The organism is Frankia sp. CeD (genome assembly GCF_000732115.1).
Lineage (GTDB): Bacteria > Actinomycetota > Actinomycetes > Frankiales > Frankiaceae > Frankia > Frankia casuarinae.
Genome location: NZ_JPGU01000004.1, coordinates 64,240 through 84,041 on the forward strand (window position 1 = coordinate 64,240; position 19,802 = coordinate 84,041).

Genomic DNA, 19,802 nt, shown 5'->3' on the forward strand with positions numbered 1-19,802 from the left:
CGGTGAGGCGTCGTCCCTCCGTTGGAGAACCAGCCCGACGGAGATTACGACTATGGAGACCGGGTCCCCACGATGAGCACCCCTCTGCGGCATCCCACCTTCGCTCCGCTGCCCGCCCAGGTGGACCTGCCCGCCCTGGAGCGGGAGACGTTGGCCCGCTGGCGCGACACCAAGGTGTTCCACCGTTCGCTGGAGGCCACCGCGGACCGCCCGCTGTGGGTTTTCTACGAGGGCCCACCCACCGCCAACGGCAGGCCGGGGGCGCACCACGTGGAGGCCAGGGTCTTCAAGGACCTGTTCCCCCGCTACCGGACGATGAAGGGCTACCACGTTCCCCGGCGGGCGGGCTGGGACTGCCACGGGCTGCCCGTCGAGCTCGCGGTCGAGAAGGAGCTCGGCTTCACCAGCAAAAACGACATCGAGGCGTTCGGCATCGCCGAGTTCAACGCCCGGTGCCGCGAGTCGGTGCTGCGCCATGTCGCGGACTTCTCCGCGATGACCGAGCGGATGGGCTATTGGGTCGACCTCGATGGCGCCTACCGCACCATGGACACCAGCTACGTCGAGAGCGTCTGGTGGTCGCTCAAGCAGATCTTCGACCAGGGCCTGCTGGTCGAGGACTTCCGGGTCACCCCGTACTGCCCGCGCGACGAAACGCCGCTTAGTGACCACGAGGTGTCCCAGGGCTACTCGGACGTCGACGACCCCTCGGTCTACGTCCGTTTCCCGCTCGTCGCCGACGCCCTGGGCCTCGCCGGGCAGGGTGCGCAGCTGCTGGTATGGACGACGACCCCGTGGACGCTGGTGTCGAACACGGCGGTGGCCGTTCATCCGGAGGNGGAGTACGTCCTGGCCCGCGCGGGGGNCGGGGAGTTGTTCGTCGTCGCCGAACCACTGGTCACCGCGGCCCTCGGCGAGGACGCCGAGATCGTCGAGCGGTTCCGCGGGGCGGAGCTGGCCGGTGCCCGCTACACCCGCCCGTTCGAGCTGCTGGCGGCCGAGCGGTTCGCGGCCGGCACCGGCGTCCCGCACTCGGTCGTGCTCGCCGACTACGTGACGACCACGGATGGCACGGGCCTGGTCCACCAGGCGCCAGCGTTCGGCGCGGAGGACCTCGCAGTCTGCCGGGCGAGCGGGCTGCCGGTGGTGAACCCGATCGGGACGGACGGTCGCTTCCTCGCCGACGTCCCCCTGGTCGGCGGGATGTTCTTCAAGGATGCCGACGCGCCGCTGACCGCCGACCTGCGCGAGCGGGGCCGGCTGTGGCGGGCGTCGACGTATACGCACAGTTATCCGCACTGCTGGCGCTGTCACACACCGTTGATCTACTATCCGCTGCCGTCCTGGTACATCCGGACCACCGCCATCCGCGACGAGCTGCTGGCGCAGAACGAGCGGACGACCTGGCACCCCGAGCGGATCAAGACCGGTCGGTACGGCGAGTGGCTGCGCGGCAACGTCGACTGGGCGCTGTCCCGCAACCGATACTGGGGGACACCGCTGCCGGTCTGGCGCTGCGACGACGACCCCACCCACCTGGTGTGCGTCGGGTCACTCGCGGAGCTCTCCGAGCTCGCCGGGCGGAACCTGGCCGACCTCGACCCGCACCGCCCGTTCGTCGACGAGGTCACCGGGACCTGCCCGACCTGTGGCGGCGCCTCGCACCGGGTGCCCGAGGTGATCGACGTCTGGTATGACAGCGGCGCGATGCCGTTCGCCCAGTGGGGCGCCCCGCACCACAACCTCGCGGCGTTCACCCGGCAGTACCCGGCGCAGTACATTTGCGAGGCGATCGACCAGACCCGCGGCTGGTTCTACACGATGATGGCGGTCGGCACGCTGGTGTTCGGCCGCTCCTCCTACGAGACGGTGCTCTGTCTCGGCCTGCTCCTGGACGCCGACGGCCGCAAGATGAGCAAGCATCTCGGCAACGTGCTCGATCCCTTCGAGCTGTTCGAGCGGCACGGCGCGGACGCGGTCCGCTGGCTGATGCTCGCCGGCGGCTCGCCGTGGGCGGACCGCCGGGTGAGTCACGAGGCGATCGAGGACATCGTCCGCAAGGTCCTGCTCACCTACTGGAACACCTCGTCCTTCTTCGCTCTCTATGCCGGGGCAGCCGGCTGGCGCCCAGGCGCGGACCCGGCCGCGGACCCGGCCGCGGACCCGCGCGCGACACCGCCGGCCCGACGGCACGTGCTGGACCGCTGGGCGCTGTCCGAGCTCGCGGCCACCGTCGCCGAGGTGGACGATGCGCTGGAGAACTTCGACTCGCTGCGGGCCGGGCGGCGGATCGCCCGGTTCGTCGACGACCTGTCCAACTGGTACGTCCGCCGGTCCCGCCGCCGGTTCTGGGCCGGCGACGCCGACGCCCTGAGCACCCTGCACACCTGCCTGGACGCGCTGACCCGGGTGATGGCGCCGTTCACGCCGTTCCTCACCGACTGGCTGTGGTCACGGCTGTTCGCCGACGCATCCCCGCGGACCCCCGACTCGGTGCACCTGGCCGCCTGGCCCGAGCTCCCGGCGGGGCTGCACACGCCGGAGCTCTCGGAGCAGATGGATCTCGTCCGGCGGATCGTGGAACTCGGCCGCGCCGCCCGGGCCGCCAGCGGGGTGCGCACCCGCCAGCCGTTGCCGCGGGCGGTCGTCGGCGCGAGTGCCTTTGACGAGCTCTCCCCCGAGCTGATCGCGCAGATCACCGAGGAGCTCAACGTGACCACGGTGGAGCCGGCGACCTCGGAGGTCGTCGACATCTCGGTGAAGCCGAACTTCCGGGCGCTGGGGCGGCGCTTCGGCAGGAACACCAAGGCGGCCGCCGCGGCCATCGCGGCCGCCGGTCCTCCCGTCAACGGACGGCTCACCGTCACCGTTGACGGGGAGGACGTCGAGCTGTCCGGGGACGAGCTGATCATCACGGAGACGCCGCGGCAGGGCTGGGCGGTCACCGCCGAGTCCGGGCTCTCCGTCGCCCTCGACCTGGAGATCTCCCCGCAGCTCGCCCGCGCCGGGCTCGCCCGCGACGCCGTCCGGGTGCTCCAGGACGCGCGCAAGGCGGCGGGGCTGGAGATCACCGACCGGGTGGACGTCTCCTGGGCGGCGACGCGCGAGGAGACCGCGCTCGCTCTGCGTACCCACGGTCAGACGGTGGCCGAGGAGGTGCTGGCGGTCTCCTTCACCGAGGCGGCCCGCACGGAGCTACCTGCGGCGCAGCCGCGCGAGACGGCAGCCCGCTCGGCGGCCGAGGAGCTGGGCCTGGCGTTCACGCTCACCCGGCACGAGACGACCGGCGGCTGAGACCGAGGCCCGGGGTCAGCGAGAGGCCCGGGGCCAGCGAGAGGCCCGGCGTACTGCTCCCGCCGGGAGCAGCGCCGCGGCGGCCAGCGTCAAGATCAGGGACGCATAGACGAAACCGCTGCCGGCGAGGATGCCGACCACCGCAAGAACCGTACACAGAGCAAGAACCGCTCCACAAAGCGTCAGCATCTCTCGATCNNCCCATCACGAGACCGGCCGTCCGCGCCGGTGCCGAGGGCCACGCCGGACCCGCCGAGGGCCGCGCGGTGGATGATCAGAACTCCTGCATTCCCGGGGCGTCCCGCCGGGTGGCGTCCATGTCCGGCCGGCCGTGACCGTTGTCGCGGGCCATGGCGGCGCCGGCGGGCAGGGGCGGACCGGGCGGGAAGGTCGGCTGGTGGGCGGGGCTCTGCGCAGCGCCACTGGGCCCCATGCCCACCGCGGGCGGTGTGGGTCCNCCNCCCGGGTTGAGGCCCGGCCGCGGAGGCCCGCCGGCACCGACGGCCGGCTGGGTCGGCATGCCGTCCAGGTCCCGCAGCTGCATCTCCAGGTAGGCCCGCAGCCGGGTGCGGTACTCCCGCTCGAACGCCCGAAGCTGCTCGACCTGGCCCTCGAGACGACGCTTGTCGTCCTCCAAGCCGCCGAGCTGCTCGGCCACGTGCGCCCGGGCCTCACCGATGATGCGGTCCGCGTCCGCCCTCGCCTCGCGGCGGGCGCGTTCGGACTCCGCGCGCGCCTCGCGCAGCGCCTCGTCCGCCGTGCGCTGGGCCAGCACGAGGGTACGGGCGACCCGCTGCTCGATGTCGGCCTCCACCTGCGGGTTGCCGCCGGCCCGGGCGGGCGGTCCGGAGGTACCCACCGCCGAGATCACCGTGGTGGGGGCGCCACCCTGCTGCGGCGCGGGGGGCTGCGGCTGCTGGCCCCGCTCCCGGGCAGCCTGGGCGGCCTGGGCCTGCGCCTGGGCGATCTGGCGACGCGCCTCGTCGAGCTGGCGGCGCAGGCCCTGGTTCTCCTCGAGGATCTGCGCGGGCACGCCCGGACCACCACCGCCGGAACGCCGGGCCTCGTCGAGCTGCCGGCGCAGGTCGCTGTTCTCGTCCAGCAGCCGCGTCAGCTCGGCCTCGACCTCGTCGAGGAAGGTGTCGACCTCATCCTCGTTGTAGCCCGTGCGAAACCTCGTCGGACTGAAGACCTTGTTCTGAACGTCCTGTGGTGTCAGAGCCACGTCGCCTCCTCGTGCGGCATCGCCGCTCCCCGAAGAGAGGGCGGTCTGCGGGCAGTCTGCCGCGCCCGCGCTCGCGGTGTGCACAACAACCCCGTCACAGCCTCTGCGCATAGCTTCGAAGCACGATGACCACTAGGAAGAGCAGCAGGAACCCGAGGTCAAGCGCAACGCTACCCACCCGCAACGGCGGAAGAAATCGCCGGATGAATCGTAACGGAGGGTCAGTTACCGTGTACACGATCTCGAAGACCAGTACCAGCGGGCCGGTCGGGCGGAACGATCGGCTGAGGGCAAGAACCAGATCGATGATCCATCGTGCTATCAGGAGCAACAGATAGACCGTCAGCACCCAAAAGATCAAGCTTCCTACTGTGCTGATGGTGCTCTCTCCTGAGAAACGGGGGGGACGCGAACGCCCCCTGACTATGACTGGTTGTAGAACCCACCCTCGCGGATGCGTCGCTTGTCCGTCTCGGTGACCTCGACGTTGTGCGGCGAGAGCAGGAAGACCTTGTTTGTCACCTTCTCGAGGTCGCCCCGCAGCCCGAAGATCAGACCTGCGGCGAAGTCGACCAGCCGCTTGGCGTCGGCATCGTCCATGTCGGTGAGGTTCATGATAACGGGCGTCCCGTCCCTGAACTCCTCGCCGATCTGGCGCGCCTCATTGTAGCTGCGTGGCTGAAGCGTGGTGATCCGGTAGGGGTGCGACTCCTCCACCGCGGCCACCCTGCGCATCGGCACGGGACCGGCGGGACGCAGCGGTTCGACCGGTGGACGTCGCGGCATGGCGACCGGCTCCTCACGTGCGTCTATCCGACGGACCGTACGGTCCATCGGAACCGGTTCGTGCATAGCACGCCGGTCGTCACGACCGACCGCACGACCGTCGTCATAGTCGTCGTCGAGATAGTCCTCATCCTCCTCGGCCAGACCGAGGTAGACCATCGCCCTGCGCCCGAGCCCCATGGGCGCGACTCTAAGGGACACCAGGCCGTTCACCGAACAAAGCGGTGCCGATCCGAAGGTGTGTCGCGCCTTCGGCCACAGCGTCCTCAAGATCTCCCGACATGCCGGCACTGATGACGGTGGCCTGGGGATGCCCCACCTTCAGGCGTTCCGCCACCTCACGCAGTCGCGCGAACGCAGGTCGTGGCTGCCCCCTCCGGGGGGCGACAGCCATCACGCCTCGCAGGGCCAGTCCCGGCGCCTCCTCGACAAGATCGGCCAGGGCGGAAAGGCCGGCCGGATCGATCCCTCCGCGCCTCGAGCCGGCGATCGACGCGCCGATCTTCCCATCGGAAGCACCAGGGAGGTCCAACGAGACCTGGAGACAGATCGACAGCGGGCGGCCGCGTTCCATTGCCAGCCGGGAGAGCACTGGCACCAGGCTCACCCGATCCACCGACTGCACCCAATCCGCCCAACGAAGAACGGATCTGGCCTTGTTGCGCTGCAGTTGTCCCACGAAATGCCAGATCGGATCGTCGGAACCGGTGGCACCGGAGGACAGGCCGTCACCGGTTCCCTTGGCCGGGACGCTCCGTTCCCCGCCGATCAGCCGGGTGACGAGACTCACCTTCGGCCCGGCCTCCTGCTCCCGGTTCTCGGCGAAGTGCCGCACCCCGAGCGTGTGCATCATCACAACATCCTGGGGTGGGTAGGTTTTACTGACCGCAATGAGGGTGAGGTGGTCCGGATCACGGCCCGCGGCCCNGGCCGCCCCCGCGATCCGAGCCCGGACCTCGGCCAGCCGCTGCGTCAACCGGTCCAGGCGCGCCGGATCGAGCTCGATCGGGGCGGGCCGGTCCGGGGCGGGCCGGTCCGGGGCGGGCCGGTCCGGGGCAGGCCGGTCCGGGGCAGGCCGGTCCGGGGCAGGCCGGTCCGGGGCAGGCCGGTCCGGGGCAGGCCGGTCCGGGGCAGGCCGGTCCGGGTCGAACGGTCCGTCGGACTCCCCCGAGCCGGATGCGCCATGCCTCGCGGGCATCTCGGGCCGGTGGATCATGGCGTCGGCCCGAGCCAGGCCAGACCGGCGAAGCGTCCCGTCCGACCCTCTCGACGGTAGGAGTAGAGCTCCGGATCCTCGGCGGTGCATCGAGCAGAAATTGTTATATCGGTCACACCGGCGGCGGCGAGTTGACGACGGATACCGGCACGCAGGTCGATCGCCGCGGTGCCGACGCGGGTGGTGGCCGCACTCCCCGGCACCTGGGTATCCACCTCGCAACGAAGATCCTCCGGCACCTCGTAACAGCCGGCACAGATACATGGACCGATGGTGACACGGAGCTCGTCCCGGGCGGCGCCGAGCCGCTCGAGGACCCCAAGAGTGGCGTGTATCACGCCACTGGCCATCCCAACCCGGCCGGCGTGCGCCACTCCCACCACCGCGGGGGCCTCGAACAGCACCGGTGCGCAGTCGGCAACCATCACGGCGAGCACGAGGCCGGGGACATCGGTCACCAGCGCGTCCGCCTGTGGAGGCGGCCCGTGCCGACGCAACACGGCGACCTGCCTCCCATGCACCTGCCGCATGTACTGGACCGGCATCCGCAGCCGGTCGACGAGCCGGCGTCGGTTGACGGCGACGGCCTCGTCGGCATCCCCGACGTGGTCGCCCAGATTGAGTCCCTCGAACGGCGGGTCGCTGACCCCNCCCGAGCGCGAGGNGACGAGAACCGGCATGCCGGAAGTCTGCCTGGCACCGGCTACTTGAGGAAGTCCGGCACGTCCAACTCGTCGTCGTCGGCCACCGGCCGCACCGGCCGGCGAGGCGGGTAGGTCGGCCGGGGAGCAGTGCGCGGCGGCTCCGGGCGGTGCTGACCATAGGCCTGATCGACCGGCGGCTCCACCGGTTCACGGTTCGGCGGGGCGAGGCGAGACTCGATCGTCGGGATCACGGTCGATTCGGCCGTGGCGGCCGCAGCGGGTTCGTTCGAGGCCGGCGCCCCCGGCAGCGGTTCCGGGTGGTAATGACCGACGTTCGACGGCGCGATCGGCGGCGGGGGTGCCTGCAGGTAGCTCGGTGTGGGCGGCGGGACCGGCGCGACGGGCGGGGGCGCGGCGGGGGTGGCGGGGGCGGCGGGCGGCGTCCGAGACGGGACTGTGGAGATCGTCGGCAGCGGCGGCAGGATCGTTGTCGCGGGCGAGGTGGCCGGGGCGGCCACCGTCGGCGGCCCGGCAGCCGACCCGCCGGCCGGCCCCGGCGGGCGCCGCTGCCCCGCCGCGTTGAGGGTGCGGGTCCGCCGGTCCTGGACGGTGTCGAAGCCGGCGGCGATGACCGTCACCCGCACCTCGTCCCCGAGTGCGTCGTCGATGACCGCACCGAAGATGATGTTCGCTTCCGGGTGGGCCGCGTCGGCGACCAGCTCGGCGGCCGCGTTGATCTCGAACAGGCCGAGGTCCGACCCACCCGAGATGTTGAGCAGCACCCCCTGAGCCCCGTCCATGCTCGCCTCGAGCAGGGGGGACGCGATGGCCTGTTCGGCGGCGACGGTGGCCCGGTCGTCGCCGCGGGCCCGTCCGATGCCCATCAGGGCGCTGCCGGCATGGGACATGACCGTCTTGACGTCGGCGAAGTCCAGGTTGATCAGGCCGGGCGTGGTGATCAGGTCAGTGATGCCCTGGACACCGGAGAGCAACACCTGGTCGGCGCTGCGGAAGGCGTCGAGAACGCTGATGTCCCGGTCCGTCATCGCCAGCAGACGGTCGTTCGGGATGACGATGAGGGTGTCGACCTCATTACGCAAAGTGTCGATACCGGTGTCGGCCTGAGTGGCCCGGCGCCGACCCTCGAAGGTGAACGGCCGGGTGACCACACCGATGGTGAGTGCTCCGAGGGAGCGGGCGACGTTCGCGACGACCGGCGCACCGCCGGTACCCGTGCCACCACCCTCACCCGCGGTGACGAAGACCATGTCGGCCCCCTTGAGGACCTCCTCGATCTCCTCCCGGTGATCCTCGGCAGCCTGGCGGCCGACCTCGGGGTCGGCTCCGGCGCCGAGGCCTCGGGTGAGCTCACGGCCGACATCGAGTTTCACGTCGGCGTCGCTCATGAGCAGGGCCTGGGCATCGGTGTTGATGGCGATGAACTCGACGCCCTTGAGACCGACTTCGATCATCCGGTTGACGGCGTTGACGCCACCACCACCGATCCCGACGACCTTGATGACCGCGAGATAGTTCTGTGGGGCAGCCATGCGGTGTCGGTCCTCCAGCGGCGTCGGTGGTCGGACGGGGGTTACCCCGCCCCTGCGCCGCCGCGGGAAGGCGGAGCCGCGCGGCGAGCGAGGAAAGCAGTCGAAGTCTCAACCTTCACCGTCAGCTAGACGGTTACAGTTATGTCAACTTCCGACTGTGGATCGGACAGTAGGCACGGCTTCGGCGGTGGTCAAGGACGCTGTCGGCGCGTCACGACTTTCCCCGCATGGTGGCTTCGCCACAATGCGGGGACCCCCGCCCCGGAAGGAGTCTGTGGTAACCGTGACTCGCCTCCGGCGACCTTCCCGGCGCAGCCGACGGGGGCTTCGTCTCNATGTACGGACCCCGATCAATGTACGGATCCCGACGCCTGGCCGTGCCACGGATCAAGAGACCTCACCACCACCGGGGCCGATGATGGTGTACTGCCTCCCGTGACCGGTCAGCGCACCCAGCACGTCCATTTCCTCGGCATCGGAGGCAGCGGCCTGTCTCCGCTGGCCCAGATCCATCTCGCGGGCGGCGGGACGGTGAGCGGCAGTGACTCCGAAGACTCGCCCCGGGTGGCGACCCTACGCGCACGGGGGGTACCGATCCGGATCGGGGCCACGCCCGGTCCGGCCGCCTTCGCCGCCGAGCTCGCCGGTGCGGATGTCGTGGTCGCGTCCAGTGCGCTGCCCGACGACCATCCGGAGATCGTCGCCGCCCGCGCGCTCGGTCTGCCCGTGCGCCGCCGTTCGGAATGGCTACCGGAGCTCNCCGCCGGCTACCGGCTGGTCGCCGTCGCCGGTTCGCACGGCAAGTCGACCACCTCGGCGATGCTCACCCTGGTCCTGCGCGCCGCCGGGCTGGATCCCACGGCGGTCATCGGCGCGGAGGTGTCACAGCTGGGAGGGAACGCGCTGGCCGGCTCCGGCGACGTCTTCGTCCTGGAGTCCGACGAGTACGGCGGCGCCTTCGCGGGCCTCGACCCGAGCATCGCCGTCATCACCAACGTCGAGTGGGAGCACCCTGACGTCTTCCCCGACGAGGCATCGGTCCGGACGGCCTTCGCCGCGTTCGCCCGACGGGTCCGGCCGGGTGGACGACTGGTCGTCTGCGGAGATCATCCCGGGGTGGTCGCCGTCCTCACCGAGCTGGGTCGCCAGCGGCCCGGCAATGACGTCGCGGTGAATGACGTCGCGGTGATCGACTACGGCTTCGGTGCCGAACGCCACTGGCGCGCCGTCGACGTCGTCACCACCGCGGGGGACGACATGACCAGGGCGACCGTCCTGCGGGCCGGTCAGGAGATCGGCGCGCTGACCCTGACGGTACCCGGCCGGCACTCGGTGCTGAACGCGCTCGCGGTCCTCGCCACCGCCACCGAGCTGGGAGTCGCTCCCGCCCAGACCCTCACCNCCCTGACGACCTTCACCGGCGCGGCCCGACGGTTCGAGTTCGTGGGCTTCTGGAACGGCCCCGCCGACAGCACCGGCGTCGGACCCGCCGGAGGTCCGGGCAGCCTGGAGGTGATCGACGACTACGCGCATCATCCGACGGAGGTCCGTCTGACGCTCGCCGCGGCCCGTTCACGGGCTCGGGGACGGCAGATCTGGACGGTACTCCAGCCACATACGTTCAGTCGGTTCGCCGCGCTACTGGACGACTTCGCGGCCGCGTTCAGCGACGCCGACCGGGTGTACGTCACCGACATCTATGCCGCCCGCGAGACCGACGACCTCGGTCTGCATGCCGTCGACCTGGTCAAGCGGGTGAGCGAGCCGGCGGCAACATACTACGTGTCCTGGCCCGAACTCGTCGAACGACTCGCCACGGACGTCCGCGTCACCCTGAGCGACGAGGCGTCGCGGGGGATCCTGCTGCTCACGCTCGGAGCGGGAACGATCACCACGGTCGGTCCCCGGCTGCTGGCCGCCCTGGGCTTCTCGGCGGCCGGTTGACCGTTGCATGTGAGCGTCCAATGGCGCTCTCATGCCGCCTTACCTCGCCGCGACGGGTACTCCCCCACGGCCGTCCGAACGGCGGTGAGGNACCGCGGNGGGGNACCGTCGAAAANAAGAAGGGCTTCAATTCTCTCGTACAAAGAAGTGCCATCCGATGCCCGTGAGACGGCGCCTCCTCCCCGGCGTGAAAGCGGCACCGCGCCGCGGACCCGTAACGCCGACGCGACGTCCCGGGCGATGATCCTGCCGGCTGTTGCCCGGCGTCGATGGTTGACTGCCGCAACACGCCCCCGCCGGCATGGCCGGCGGCGACAGGTGAGGATCGAGACGATGGCCGACACGCAGGACCCGCGCAGACCTGGCTTCGACGTCAGGGCGGTCAATCAGACCGTGATCGCCGAGTACCGGGCGACTGGCGGCGTGTTGGAGAAGACGCTGCCCGGTTCCAGGCTGGTGCTCGTGACGACGACCGGGCGGCGCAGCGGGAAGGAGCACACCACCCCGCTGGGGTACGTCATGGACGGCGGTCCCGGCCGCATCGTCGTCTTCGCGTCCAACATGGCCGCCCCACGGCATCCGGACTGGTACCAGAACCTGACGGCCGAGCCGAAGGTCGTGGTGGAGCTCGGCACCGACCGGTTCGAGGCCGAGGCGTTGACCGCCACCGGGGACGAGCGGCAGCGGCTCTACGAGGCACTGGTCGAGACGATGCCGGGGATCCGCGGCCACCAGGAGCAGGTGGAACGGGAGATCCCGGTGGTCGTGCTGGTCACGCTGTGATAACCGGCCAGCGTTGGACACCCCCTGGCTGTCCAGCGGCCGGGGACGGCGGAGCGGTCAGGGAGCCGCGTGCCGCGGGCGGGATCGCCGCCGGGTGGCGGCGGCGTCCCGGATCATGGCGACGATCGCGGCGGCGGCCTGGGGATGGCCGCTGCCGGCGCAGGCGGCCGACATCTTCGCCAGCCGTTCGGCGGAGATGAGCACCGGCAGCGCGTTCTCGAGCAGCCAGGACGCGCTGAGCTCGGCGTCGTCGACGAGGAGACCACCGCCGGCCTCCACCGTCGGCAGCGCGTTGCGGCGCTGCTCACCGTTGCCGTGCGGCAGGGGGACGTACACCGCCGGGAGCCCCGCCGCGGCGAGTTCCGCGCATGTCATCGCGCCCGACCGGCACAGGGTCATGTCGGCCGCGGCGTAGGCCGAGGGGATGTGGTCGAGGTACGGCCGCAGCTCGTATGGCGTGGGCAGGTCGAGGGGCAGCGCCGCGGCGACCTCGTCGAAGTTCTTCGGTCCGGTCGCGTGCAGCACCTGGATCCCGGCGGCGGCAAGGGGATGCGCCGCCGCCGTCATCACCTGGTTGAGCGAGCGGGCGCCCTGCGAACCGCCGAAGACGAGCAGGGTCGGCCGGTGCGGGTCGAGCCCGTAGCGCGCCCGGGCGGCCCGCATCGCGGCCGGGGAACGGTCGAGGGTGAGGATCTCCCCCCGCAGCGGGATCCCGGTGAGCGTCGCGCCGCGCAGGGGCGTGCTCGGGTAGGACGTGGCGACGAACGGGGTGAGCCGGGCGCCGAGCCGGTTGGCCAGTCCCGGCAGCGGGTTCGCCTCGTGCACCACGATCGGGATGCCGCGGCGCCGGGCGGCGAGGTACGCGGGCGCGGACACGTATCCACCGAACCCCACGACCACGTCCGCCCGAACCAGGTCGAGGGTCTCCCCCGCCTGACAGATCGCGTCGAGGAACCGGGCGGGCAGCTTGAACACGGCCGGGGTGGGGCGGCGCGGCATCGGGACCTTCGGCACCGTCGCCAACTCATGGCCCCGGGCGGGCACCAGGCGCGCCTCCAGACCGGTCGCGGTGCCGAGCAGGGTCAGCCGTACCCGGGAGTCGGTCGCCCGCAGCGCGTCCGCGACGGCGAGTGCGGGTTCCACGTGGCNGGCTGTCCCGCCGCCGGCGAGCACTACGCTTCGCAACATCGGTCAAGACGATGACACATCACGCCGTCTCCCGGGCAGCCCGGCCCCGGTCACCCGGGCCCGCACACGGGATGATATGCGCCCCGACGAACGCCCCGACCCGGACTCCGGCACCGGACCCACCGGACCCGACCGCGCGTCGTCGACCGGTACGAGGCCGAGGTCCGGTCGGTGGCCCCGGCGGCCGGGCGGCCGCCTCTCCTCCCGCGGTATCACCCCGGTGGCATCGGCGCGCCGCTCCCGGCCGCGGCGCCAGCGCTGGCGGCGCCGGCCGGACGCGGCGAGACGCGCGGCGTGGCGTTCCTCGGCCCGTCGGGACAAGAATTCGGCCGCGGCCGGCTCGGACCGGGCGAAGGAGAGCAGCATGCCGAGGGCCGCGAGGGTCGGCAGCAACGCGGAGCCACCGAACGACACCAGCGGAAGGGTGACGCCGGTAATCGGCAACAGACCCACGACGGCACCTATGTTGACCACCGCCTGGACGAGGATCCAGGCGGTGACCCCCGCTGCGGCGAGCCGGACGAACAGCTCGTCACAACGGTGCGCAATCCGCAGGCCCGCGTATCCCAGCACGCCGAACAGGCCCACCACCACCAGGCTGCCGACCAGCCCGAGTTCCTCGCCGATGATCGCGAGGATGAAGTCGGTGTGCACCGCGGGCAGTAACTGCGGCCACTTCTCCCGGGATGCGCCAAGGCCCTCCCCCCACCAGCCGCCGGTCGACAGGGCATAGATGCCCTGCACGGCCTGGAAGCCGTCGCCGTGCGCGTCGGCGAACGGATCGGTGAACGACAGCAGGCGCCGGACGCGGTAGGGCTCGACCACGGCGAGGACCGACGCCGCCGCGACCATCGATCCCAGGATCCCGGTGTAGAGGCGCATCGGGGTACCGATCACCCACAGCACGGTCAACGGCACGACGGTCACGCAGATCGCCCCGCCGAGATCCGGTTCCAGCAGCAGCAGCAGGTCGATGAACAGGAACACCGGGACCAGCGGAACGAGCAGGTGTTTGGGGTCGGACAGCAGCCGCCGTTTGCGGACAAGCAGATCCGAACACCACAGCGCAAGGGCGATCTTCGCCAACTCGCTGGGCTGGATCGTGATCGGCCCGACGACGATCCACTGGCGGGCGCCACCACGCACGCTGCCGATACCCGGGATGAGCACCGCCATCAGCATCAGCACGGTCCCGAGCAACAACGGGTAGGCAAAGGCGCGGAAGACCCGCACAGGCAGCCGGGAGGCGACGGCGACCACCGGCAGACCGATCGCGACCCAGATCACCTGCCGGATGAACAGCGTGTAGGAGGAGCCGAAGTCGGCGTAGGAGCGCACGCTCGACGCCGACAGGACCATGACCAGTCCGAGCACCAGCAGCAGAGCGGCCGAGGACAGCAGCAGGTAGTAGGACGCCAACGGCCGGTCGAGCAGCGGCAGCCGTGCTTCGGCCCCGTCCGCCGCGCCGGTTCCCCCGCCGGCGGAGTCGGGCTCGGCCGCGGAGCCGGTTCGCACGGCTTTGGGCCCTCGCGCCGCCCGCGCGGGCCGCGCCGACGTCCCGGTGGACGGCGGCGACGACGCTCCCGACCCCGCCACGGTTACCCCTCTCGTGCGCGGACCGCCGCCGCGAACAGATCTCCGCGCGCCGCGTAGTCCCGGAACATGTCCATCGAGGCCGCGGCCGGCGCCAAGAGCACAGTGTCACCGGTGGTCGCGAACGCCGCCGCAGCCTTCACCGCATCGTCCATGCCGTCAGCCCGTTCCACGGGGACATCGGGGGCGTGTCGGGCGAGAGCGGCGGCGATCTCATCGGCGCAGCGCCCGATGAGGACCNCGGCGCGCAGCACCCGGCGCGCGTCGCGGACGAGATCGTCGAAGGCGAGGCCCTTGTTGAGGCCGCCCGCGATCCACACCACCGAGGGGTAGCCGGCCAGCGACGCGGCGGCGGCGTGTGGGTTCGTCGCCTTGCTGTCATCCACCCAGCGGACCCCGTCGATGACGGCCACCTCGGCGTTGCGGTGGGCGCCGGGCCGGAAAGCGACGAGCGCCGCGCCGATCGCGGCCGGGCCAACGCCCTCGGCGCGGGCAAGCGCGGCGGCGGCCAGCGCATTGGAGATCATGTGCGGACTTGTCAGCACGAGGTCACGGACGGCGACCAGCCGCCCGCCACCGAAGGCGTCGTCGACGAGGTGGCCGTCGACGACGGTCAGGCCGGGCCGCGGCCGGGCCGCCGGGTCGAGACCGAACAGGACCCGCCGCCCCGGAGCGGCGGCGAGCAGGTCCGCGCTGGTTGCGTCGTCGGCGTTGCCGATCGCGGTCGTCCCGGGACGACGCCAGATCCCCGCCTTCGCTGCCGCATAGGCCGCCGCGCCCCCGTGCCAGTCGAGATGGTCGGGGGCGACGTTGAGCACGGCCGCGGCGAGGGGGGCCATGGTGTGGGTGTAATGGAGCTGGAAGCTGGACAGTTCCACCGCGAGGGTCTCGTAGGGCGGCTCGGCGGCAACCGCGTCCACGATCGGGGTCCCGATGTTCCCGGCGGTGGTGGATCGCCGGCCACCGGCGGCGAGCATCGCGCCGAGCATCTCGGTGGTCGTCGTCTTGCCGTTCGTTCCCGTGACGGCGAGCCACCGGCTCCCACCCCGCCACCGCCAGGCGAGCTCCACCTCCCCCCAGACCGGGATCCCGGCGCCGGCCGCCCCGGTGATCAGCGGGGCCGTCGGCGGGACGCCGGGCGAGGTGACGACGAGGGCGCTGTCCCCGGGGCCGGCCGGCAGGCCGCCGAGGTTCACCTCGGCCCCGAGCGCCCGCAGCGTCGCGGCCGCACCCTGGTGACGTGGGGAGTCGCCGGCGTCGACGACCCGGACCCGCGCACCGCGGGCAAGCAGCGCCCGGGCCGCGGCGAGCCCGGAGACCCCGATCCCGACGACCAGCACGGGCAGGCCCGCCCAGGAGATCGAGGTCGTGAGGTTGCCTGGGCCCTGACCGTCGCCCGGGCCCTGACCGTCGCCCGTCATGGCGTCAGCCACCTCCGTGGGAGAGGAACTCCGCGTAGAACAGGCCCAGGCCGAAGGCCACCGCGAGTCCCGAGACGATCCAGAATCTGATGATCACCGTCGTCTCGGGCCATTCGGCGAGCTCGAAATGGTGATGGATCGGCGCCATGTTGAACACGCGTTTCTTCGTCGCCTTGAAGAACGCGACCTGGATCATCACGGACAGGGTCTCGATGACGAACAGGCCGCCGAGGACGACGAGAAGCAGCTCGGTCCGGCTGACGATCGCGATACTGGCGAAGGCACCGCCCAGCGCGAGCGACCCGGTGTCCCCCATGAAGATCTTCGCCGGGCTGGCGTTCCACCACAGGAACCCGAAACAGGCCCCCATCGCCGCCGCCGCGACCAGCGCGACGTCGAGGGGATCACGCACGAGGTAACAGCCCGCCTCGGCCGCGTGCGGCTCGCACAGGTTGCCGAACTGCCAGAAGGAGATGATGACGTACGCGCCGAACACCATTGCCGAGGTGCCGGCCGCGAGGCCGTCGAGGCCGTCGGTGAGGTTCACCGCGTTAGAGGTCGCGGCGATGATGATCCAGGCCAGCAAGGGAAAGGCGATGATGCCGACGGAGAGACTCGTGTCCCGCACGATCGAGATGTACGTCGAGCCGGGGAGCAGCCCGGCGTCGTTCTTGAACCGGACGGCCAGCAGGCCGAAGACGATCGCGACCGCGGCCTGCCCGGTGAACTTCATCCGGGCGGTGAGCCCGAGGCTGCGCTGCTTGCGGATCTTGATGTAGTCGTCCAGAAAGCCGACCAGGCCAAGCCCGGTCATCACCATCAGCACAAGCAGACCCGACGCGGTGAACCCGATGCCGGTCACCAGGTGGGCCAGGAAGTACCCGGCCAGGGCAGCGACAATGATGACAGTGCCCCCCATCGTGGGGGTGCCCCGCTTGGTCAGGTGGCTGGACGGCCCGTCCTCGCGGATCTCCTGGCCATATCCCTGCCGGCGGAAGAGCCGGATCACCCAGGGTGTGCCCAGCAACGACACGACCAACGCGACCATGGCCGCGATAAGAACGCCTCTCACGCGTGCGTCACCCGCGCGGGTCCGCGTGTGTGAAGCCAGCCGTCCGCCGTCATGTCCCCTCGATCCCGGCGCCGAGGACGCCGAATCTGGTCACCAACGCCTCGGCGACGCGCTCCAGACCGAAGGACCGGCTGGCCTTGACCAGTACCACGTCGTCCGGTCCGGCCTGCGCGGCCACCAGGGCCACCGCCTCCTCGGCGTCGGTCACCTCCACCGACTCCCCGTCCCAGGAGCCTTCCAGCGAGGCGCCCAGGTGGATATGGCGGGCCGCCGGACCCACCNCGATCAGTCGATCGACCCCNAGGCGGACCGCGAACCGGCCGAGCACGTCGTGCTCGGCGGCGGCGGCGTCACCGAGTTCCCCCATCGGACCGAGCACCGCGAACGCCCGGCCCTTCCCCCGCATGTCCACCAACGCCTTCAGCGCCGCCCGCATCGACTCCGGGTTCGCGTTGTAGGCGTCGTTGACGACCACCACCCCGGCCGCGGTGGAGGTCACCTCCATCCGCCACCGGCTGCGCGGGCGGGCGGCGGACAGCGCCGCGGCGACCCGGTCCGGGGACAGCCCCAGCCGGATCGCGACGGCCGCCGCGGCCANCGCGTTCGGCACCTGGTGCGCGCCGACGAGCCCGAGGGTCACCCGATGGTGCTCGCCGTGCGCCAGCAGGTCGAACGAGGCGCGGCCCAGCCGGTCGACATCGACGGCACCGGCCCGCACGTCGGCCCGTCCACCCTCCCCGAAAGTGATCACTTCGGCCGTCGTCCGAACCGCCATCGCCGCGACCAGCGGGTCATCGGCGTTGAGCACGACGGCCTCGCTCGCGGCCTCGGCAAGCTCGCCCTTGGCCGCGGCGATCCCCAGCCGGCCGTCGGCGTANTCGCCCAGGTGGGCACTGCCGACGTTGAGGACCACCCCCACAGCCGGGCGGGCTACCGCGCAGAGGGTGGCGATGTGCCCCGGACCGCGGGCACCCATCTCCAGGACGACGAACGCCGTGTCCGGCTCGGTGCGCAGCAGCGTCAGCGGCAGTCCGATCTCGTTGTTGAAGGAGCCGGGCGCGGCCACCGTCGGGGCGAGCCCGCCCAGCACGTCGGCGAGCAGGTCCTTGGTCGTCGTCTTGCCCGCCGACCCGGTCACGGCGACCACGGTGGCGGCGGCCAGATCACGGACGTACGCGGCGAGCGCGGCGAGCGCCGAAGGCGGATCGGGAACGATGACGGCCGGCTCGCCCACCGACCGGGCGGCGAGCACGGCGGACGCGCCGGCGGCGACGGCGGCGGCGGCGAAGTCGTGCCCGTCGACCCGGCTGCCAGCCAGGGCGACGAACAAGGCGCCGTCGCGGACCTCGCGGGAGTCGACGACGACCGAACGCACCGTGACGCCCGGGTCGGGCACCGCGTCGAGCCGGCCGCCGGTCGCCGACGCGACCTCGGCCAGGGTCAGCGGGATCATCTCCTCTCCACCGAGGAGAGCGCGGCGCGCAGGGCGACCCGATCGTCGAAGGGGGTCNCCNCCCCCGCCTGTTCCTGGCCCGACTCATGACCCTTGCCGGCGACAACGACGGCGTCCTGAGGTCCGGCCTCGGCCACGGCGGCCGCGATGGCCGCGGCGCGGTCCGGTTCGACCAAGACCGTGGCCGAGGCCGACAGCGCCGTGACCCCGGCGAGCATCTGGGCGAGGATCTCCGCCGGATCCTCCGAGCGCGGATTGTCGTTCGTGAGGATCGCGACGTCGGCGAGTGTCGCCGCGGCGGCCCCCATCAGCGGGCGCTTGCCGCGGTCGCGGTCGCCACCGCAGCCGAGCACGACGATGACCCTGCCCTTCACCAGCGGGCGAACCGTCTCGAGCAGCGTCGTGACCGCGTCCGGGGTGTGCGCGAAGTCGACCAGGGCCAGGAACGGCTGGCCGGCGTCGACCCGCTCCATCCGGCCGGGCACCCCGGGCAGGGAGCCGATCCCCGCCGCCGCCGTGGCCGGGGGGACCCCGATGGCGACGAGCAGCGCCAGCGCGCCGAGCGTGTTGGCGACGTTAAAGGCGCCGGGCAGCGGCACGGACAGATCCACCCGCAGCCCGTCCGGACCCTCGGCGCGCAGCAGTGTGCCGGTCGGCCCGTAGGAGACGTCCCGGGCCGTCCAGTCGGCCGGCCCCTCGACGGCGAACGTGATCGCGCCGGGATGCCGTTCGGCGAGCCGGCGGCCCCACCGGTCCGCCACGCCGATCACCGCGACGGCGGTCCGGGCCGGGTCGAACAGGGACGCCTTCGCCGCGAAGTAGTCCTCCATGGAGGAGTGGAAGTCCAGATGGTCCTGGCTGAGGTTGGTGAACACGGCCCCGGCGAAGTGCAGGGCGTCGGCCCGGTGCAGGGCCAGCGCGTGGCTGGACACCTCCATCGTGGCGGCCCCCACGCCACGCTCGACCATCGTGGCGAGCAGGGCCTGCAGGTCGCTCGCCTCCGGGGTGGTGCGGGCGGAGGCCAGCCGTTCGTCGGCGATCCGGGTCTCGATCGTGCCGATCAGGCCCGTGGTGTGGCCGGCGGCGCGCAGCCCGGCGTCGAGCAGGAAGGCCGTGGTCGTCTTCCCGTTGGTGCCGGTGACGCCGAGCAGGCGCAGCGCCGCAGAGGGATCACCGTAGATCCTCGCCGCCACCGGGGCGAGGTCGCGCCGTGGATCGTCGCTGACAAGCACCGGGACTTCCCCGGGGGGGCCGGGCGGCATGGCCGCGATCCGGCGGGCGCCCTCGGCGTCGGTGAGCACGGCGACGGCGCCGCCGGCCACCGCGGCGGCCGCGAAGGCCGCACCGTGCGTGTGGGCACCGGGCAGTGCCGCGTGGAGGTCGCCCGGCCGGACCGCATGCGAGTCGTGGGTGACGCCATGCACGATCACGTCCGTGTCCGTGTCCGCATGTGTGTCCGCATGTGTGTCCGACGGCGAATGTCCCGCACCCGCGAACGCCGCCGGCTCCGGGACGGGCGCCACGGCCGCGAGCACCGCGCGCAGATCGGCGAGGCTGCACGCGGGCGGGGCAGCCGGTCGAGGTGCCGGAGAGGTCACGGTCACGACCTTAGTGGGGGCGGGCACGGCCATCC

The 19,802-nt window shown here is 71.9% G+C and carries 15 protein-coding genes; 3 read left to right on the forward strand and 12 right to left on the reverse strand.

Translation table 11 applies throughout. The features are described from left to right. The first annotated feature begins 72 nt into the window (after positions 1 to 72). Complete coding sequence (gene ileS, locus CED_RS04395; protein ID WP_035908824.1) at positions 73 to 3,294, forward strand: isoleucine--tRNA ligase; 3,222 nt, start codon at positions 73 to 75, stop codon at positions 3,292 to 3,294. A gap of 274 nt (positions 3,295 to 3,568) precedes the next feature. Here ileS and CED_RS04400 read toward each other — a convergent pair whose 3' ends face one another. The 6 genes from CED_RS04400 to ftsZ form a co-directional block, all read right to left on the reverse strand. Beyond that, on the reverse strand, positions 3,569 to 4,519 hold the full coding sequence (locus CED_RS04400) for a DivIVA domain-containing protein (RefSeq protein ID WP_011435865.1): 951 nt from the start codon (positions 4,517 to 4,519) through the stop codon (positions 3,569 to 3,571). 94 nt (positions 4,520 to 4,613) lie between these two features. Continuing rightward, on the reverse strand, positions 4,614 to 4,868 hold the full coding sequence (locus tag CED_RS04405; protein ID WP_035730579.1) for a YggT family protein: 255 nt from the start codon (positions 4,866 to 4,868) through the stop codon (positions 4,614 to 4,616). Between the two features lie 74 nt (positions 4,869 to 4,942). Continuing rightward, positions 4,943 to 5,485: a cell division protein SepF gene (locus CED_RS04410; protein WP_023840535.1), complete on the reverse strand. Its 543-nt coding sequence runs from the start codon at positions 5,483 to 5,485 to the stop codon at positions 4,943 to 4,945. Between the two features lie 10 nt (positions 5,486 to 5,495). Beyond that, the gene (locus CED_RS04415; protein WP_235186884.1) at positions 5,496 to 6,503 is read right to left on the reverse strand and encodes a YggS family pyridoxal phosphate enzyme; all 1,008 of its coding nucleotides are present in this window, start codon (positions 6,501 to 6,503) and stop codon (positions 5,496 to 5,498) included. A gap of 14 nt (positions 6,504 to 6,517) precedes the next feature. Then, positions 6,518 to 7,201, reverse strand: coding sequence for a peptidoglycan editing factor PgeF (gene pgeF / locus CED_RS04420; RefSeq protein WP_035908730.1), 684 nt, complete (start codon positions 7,199 to 7,201; stop codon positions 6,518 to 6,520). Between the two features lie 23 nt (positions 7,202 to 7,224). Then, positions 7,225 to 8,715 (reverse strand): cell division protein FtsZ, encoded by a 1,491-nt coding sequence (gene ftsZ, locus CED_RS04425; RefSeq protein WP_011435860.1) that lies wholly within the window; start codon positions 8,713 to 8,715, stop codon positions 7,225 to 7,227. Between the two features lie 435 nt (positions 8,716 to 9,150). Between ftsZ and murC the strand changes: the two genes are divergently transcribed. Both murC and CED_RS04435 read left to right on the forward strand, forming a co-directional pair. Beyond that, positions 9,151 to 10,659, forward strand: a complete 1,509-nt coding sequence (gene murC, locus CED_RS04430; RefSeq protein WP_035908731.1) for a UDP-N-acetylmuramate--L-alanine ligase — start codon at positions 9,151 to 9,153, stop codon at positions 10,657 to 10,659. Between the two features lie 333 nt (positions 10,660 to 10,992). After that, positions 10,993 to 11,442, forward strand: coding sequence for a nitroreductase family deazaflavin-dependent oxidoreductase (locus CED_RS04435; RefSeq protein WP_011435858.1), 450 nt, complete (start codon positions 10,993 to 10,995; stop codon positions 11,440 to 11,442). A 57-nt stretch (positions 11,443 to 11,499) separates the two neighbouring features. Here CED_RS04435 and murG read toward each other — a convergent pair whose 3' ends face one another. From murG to CED_RS04465, 6 genes are all read right to left on the reverse strand, one after another. Continuing rightward, the gene (murG, locus tag CED_RS04440) at positions 11,500 to 12,630 is read right to left on the reverse strand and encodes an undecaprenyldiphospho-muramoylpentapeptide beta-N-acetylglucosaminyltransferase (RefSeq protein ID WP_035908732.1); all 1,131 of its coding nucleotides are present in this window, start codon (positions 12,628 to 12,630) and stop codon (positions 11,500 to 11,502) included. A gap of 3 nt (positions 12,631 to 12,633) precedes the next feature. Continuing rightward, positions 12,634 to 14,226 (reverse strand): putative lipid II flippase FtsW, encoded by a 1,593-nt coding sequence (ftsW, locus tag CED_RS04445; RefSeq protein ID WP_011435856.1) that lies wholly within the window; start codon positions 14,224 to 14,226, stop codon positions 12,634 to 12,636. A gap of 2 nt (positions 14,227 to 14,228) precedes the next feature. Beyond that, positions 14,229 to 15,644: a UDP-N-acetylmuramoyl-L-alanine--D-glutamate ligase gene (gene murD, locus CED_RS04450; protein ID WP_051868671.1), complete on the reverse strand. Its 1,416-nt coding sequence runs from the start codon at positions 15,642 to 15,644 to the stop codon at positions 14,229 to 14,231. Between the two features lie 4 nt (positions 15,645 to 15,648). Then, positions 15,649 to 16,716, reverse strand: a complete 1,068-nt coding sequence (mraY, locus tag CED_RS04455; protein WP_011435854.1) for a phospho-N-acetylmuramoyl-pentapeptide-transferase — start codon at positions 16,714 to 16,716, stop codon at positions 15,649 to 15,651. Positions 16,717 to 16,765: 49 nt separating this feature from the next. Continuing rightward, positions 16,766 to 18,169, reverse strand: a complete 1,404-nt coding sequence (gene murF / locus CED_RS04460) for a UDP-N-acetylmuramoyl-tripeptide--D-alanyl-D-alanine ligase (RefSeq protein WP_035908733.1) — start codon at positions 18,167 to 18,169, stop codon at positions 16,766 to 16,768. Then, a complete protein-coding gene (locus tag CED_RS04465; protein WP_083969863.1) occupies positions 18,166 to 19,800 on the reverse strand; it encodes a UDP-N-acetylmuramoyl-L-alanyl-D-glutamate--2,6-diaminopimelate ligase in 1,635 nt (544 codons plus the stop codon). The genes murF and CED_RS04465 overlap by 4 nt, the downstream gene beginning before the upstream one ends. Positions 19,801 to 19,802: the final 2 nt, after the last annotated feature.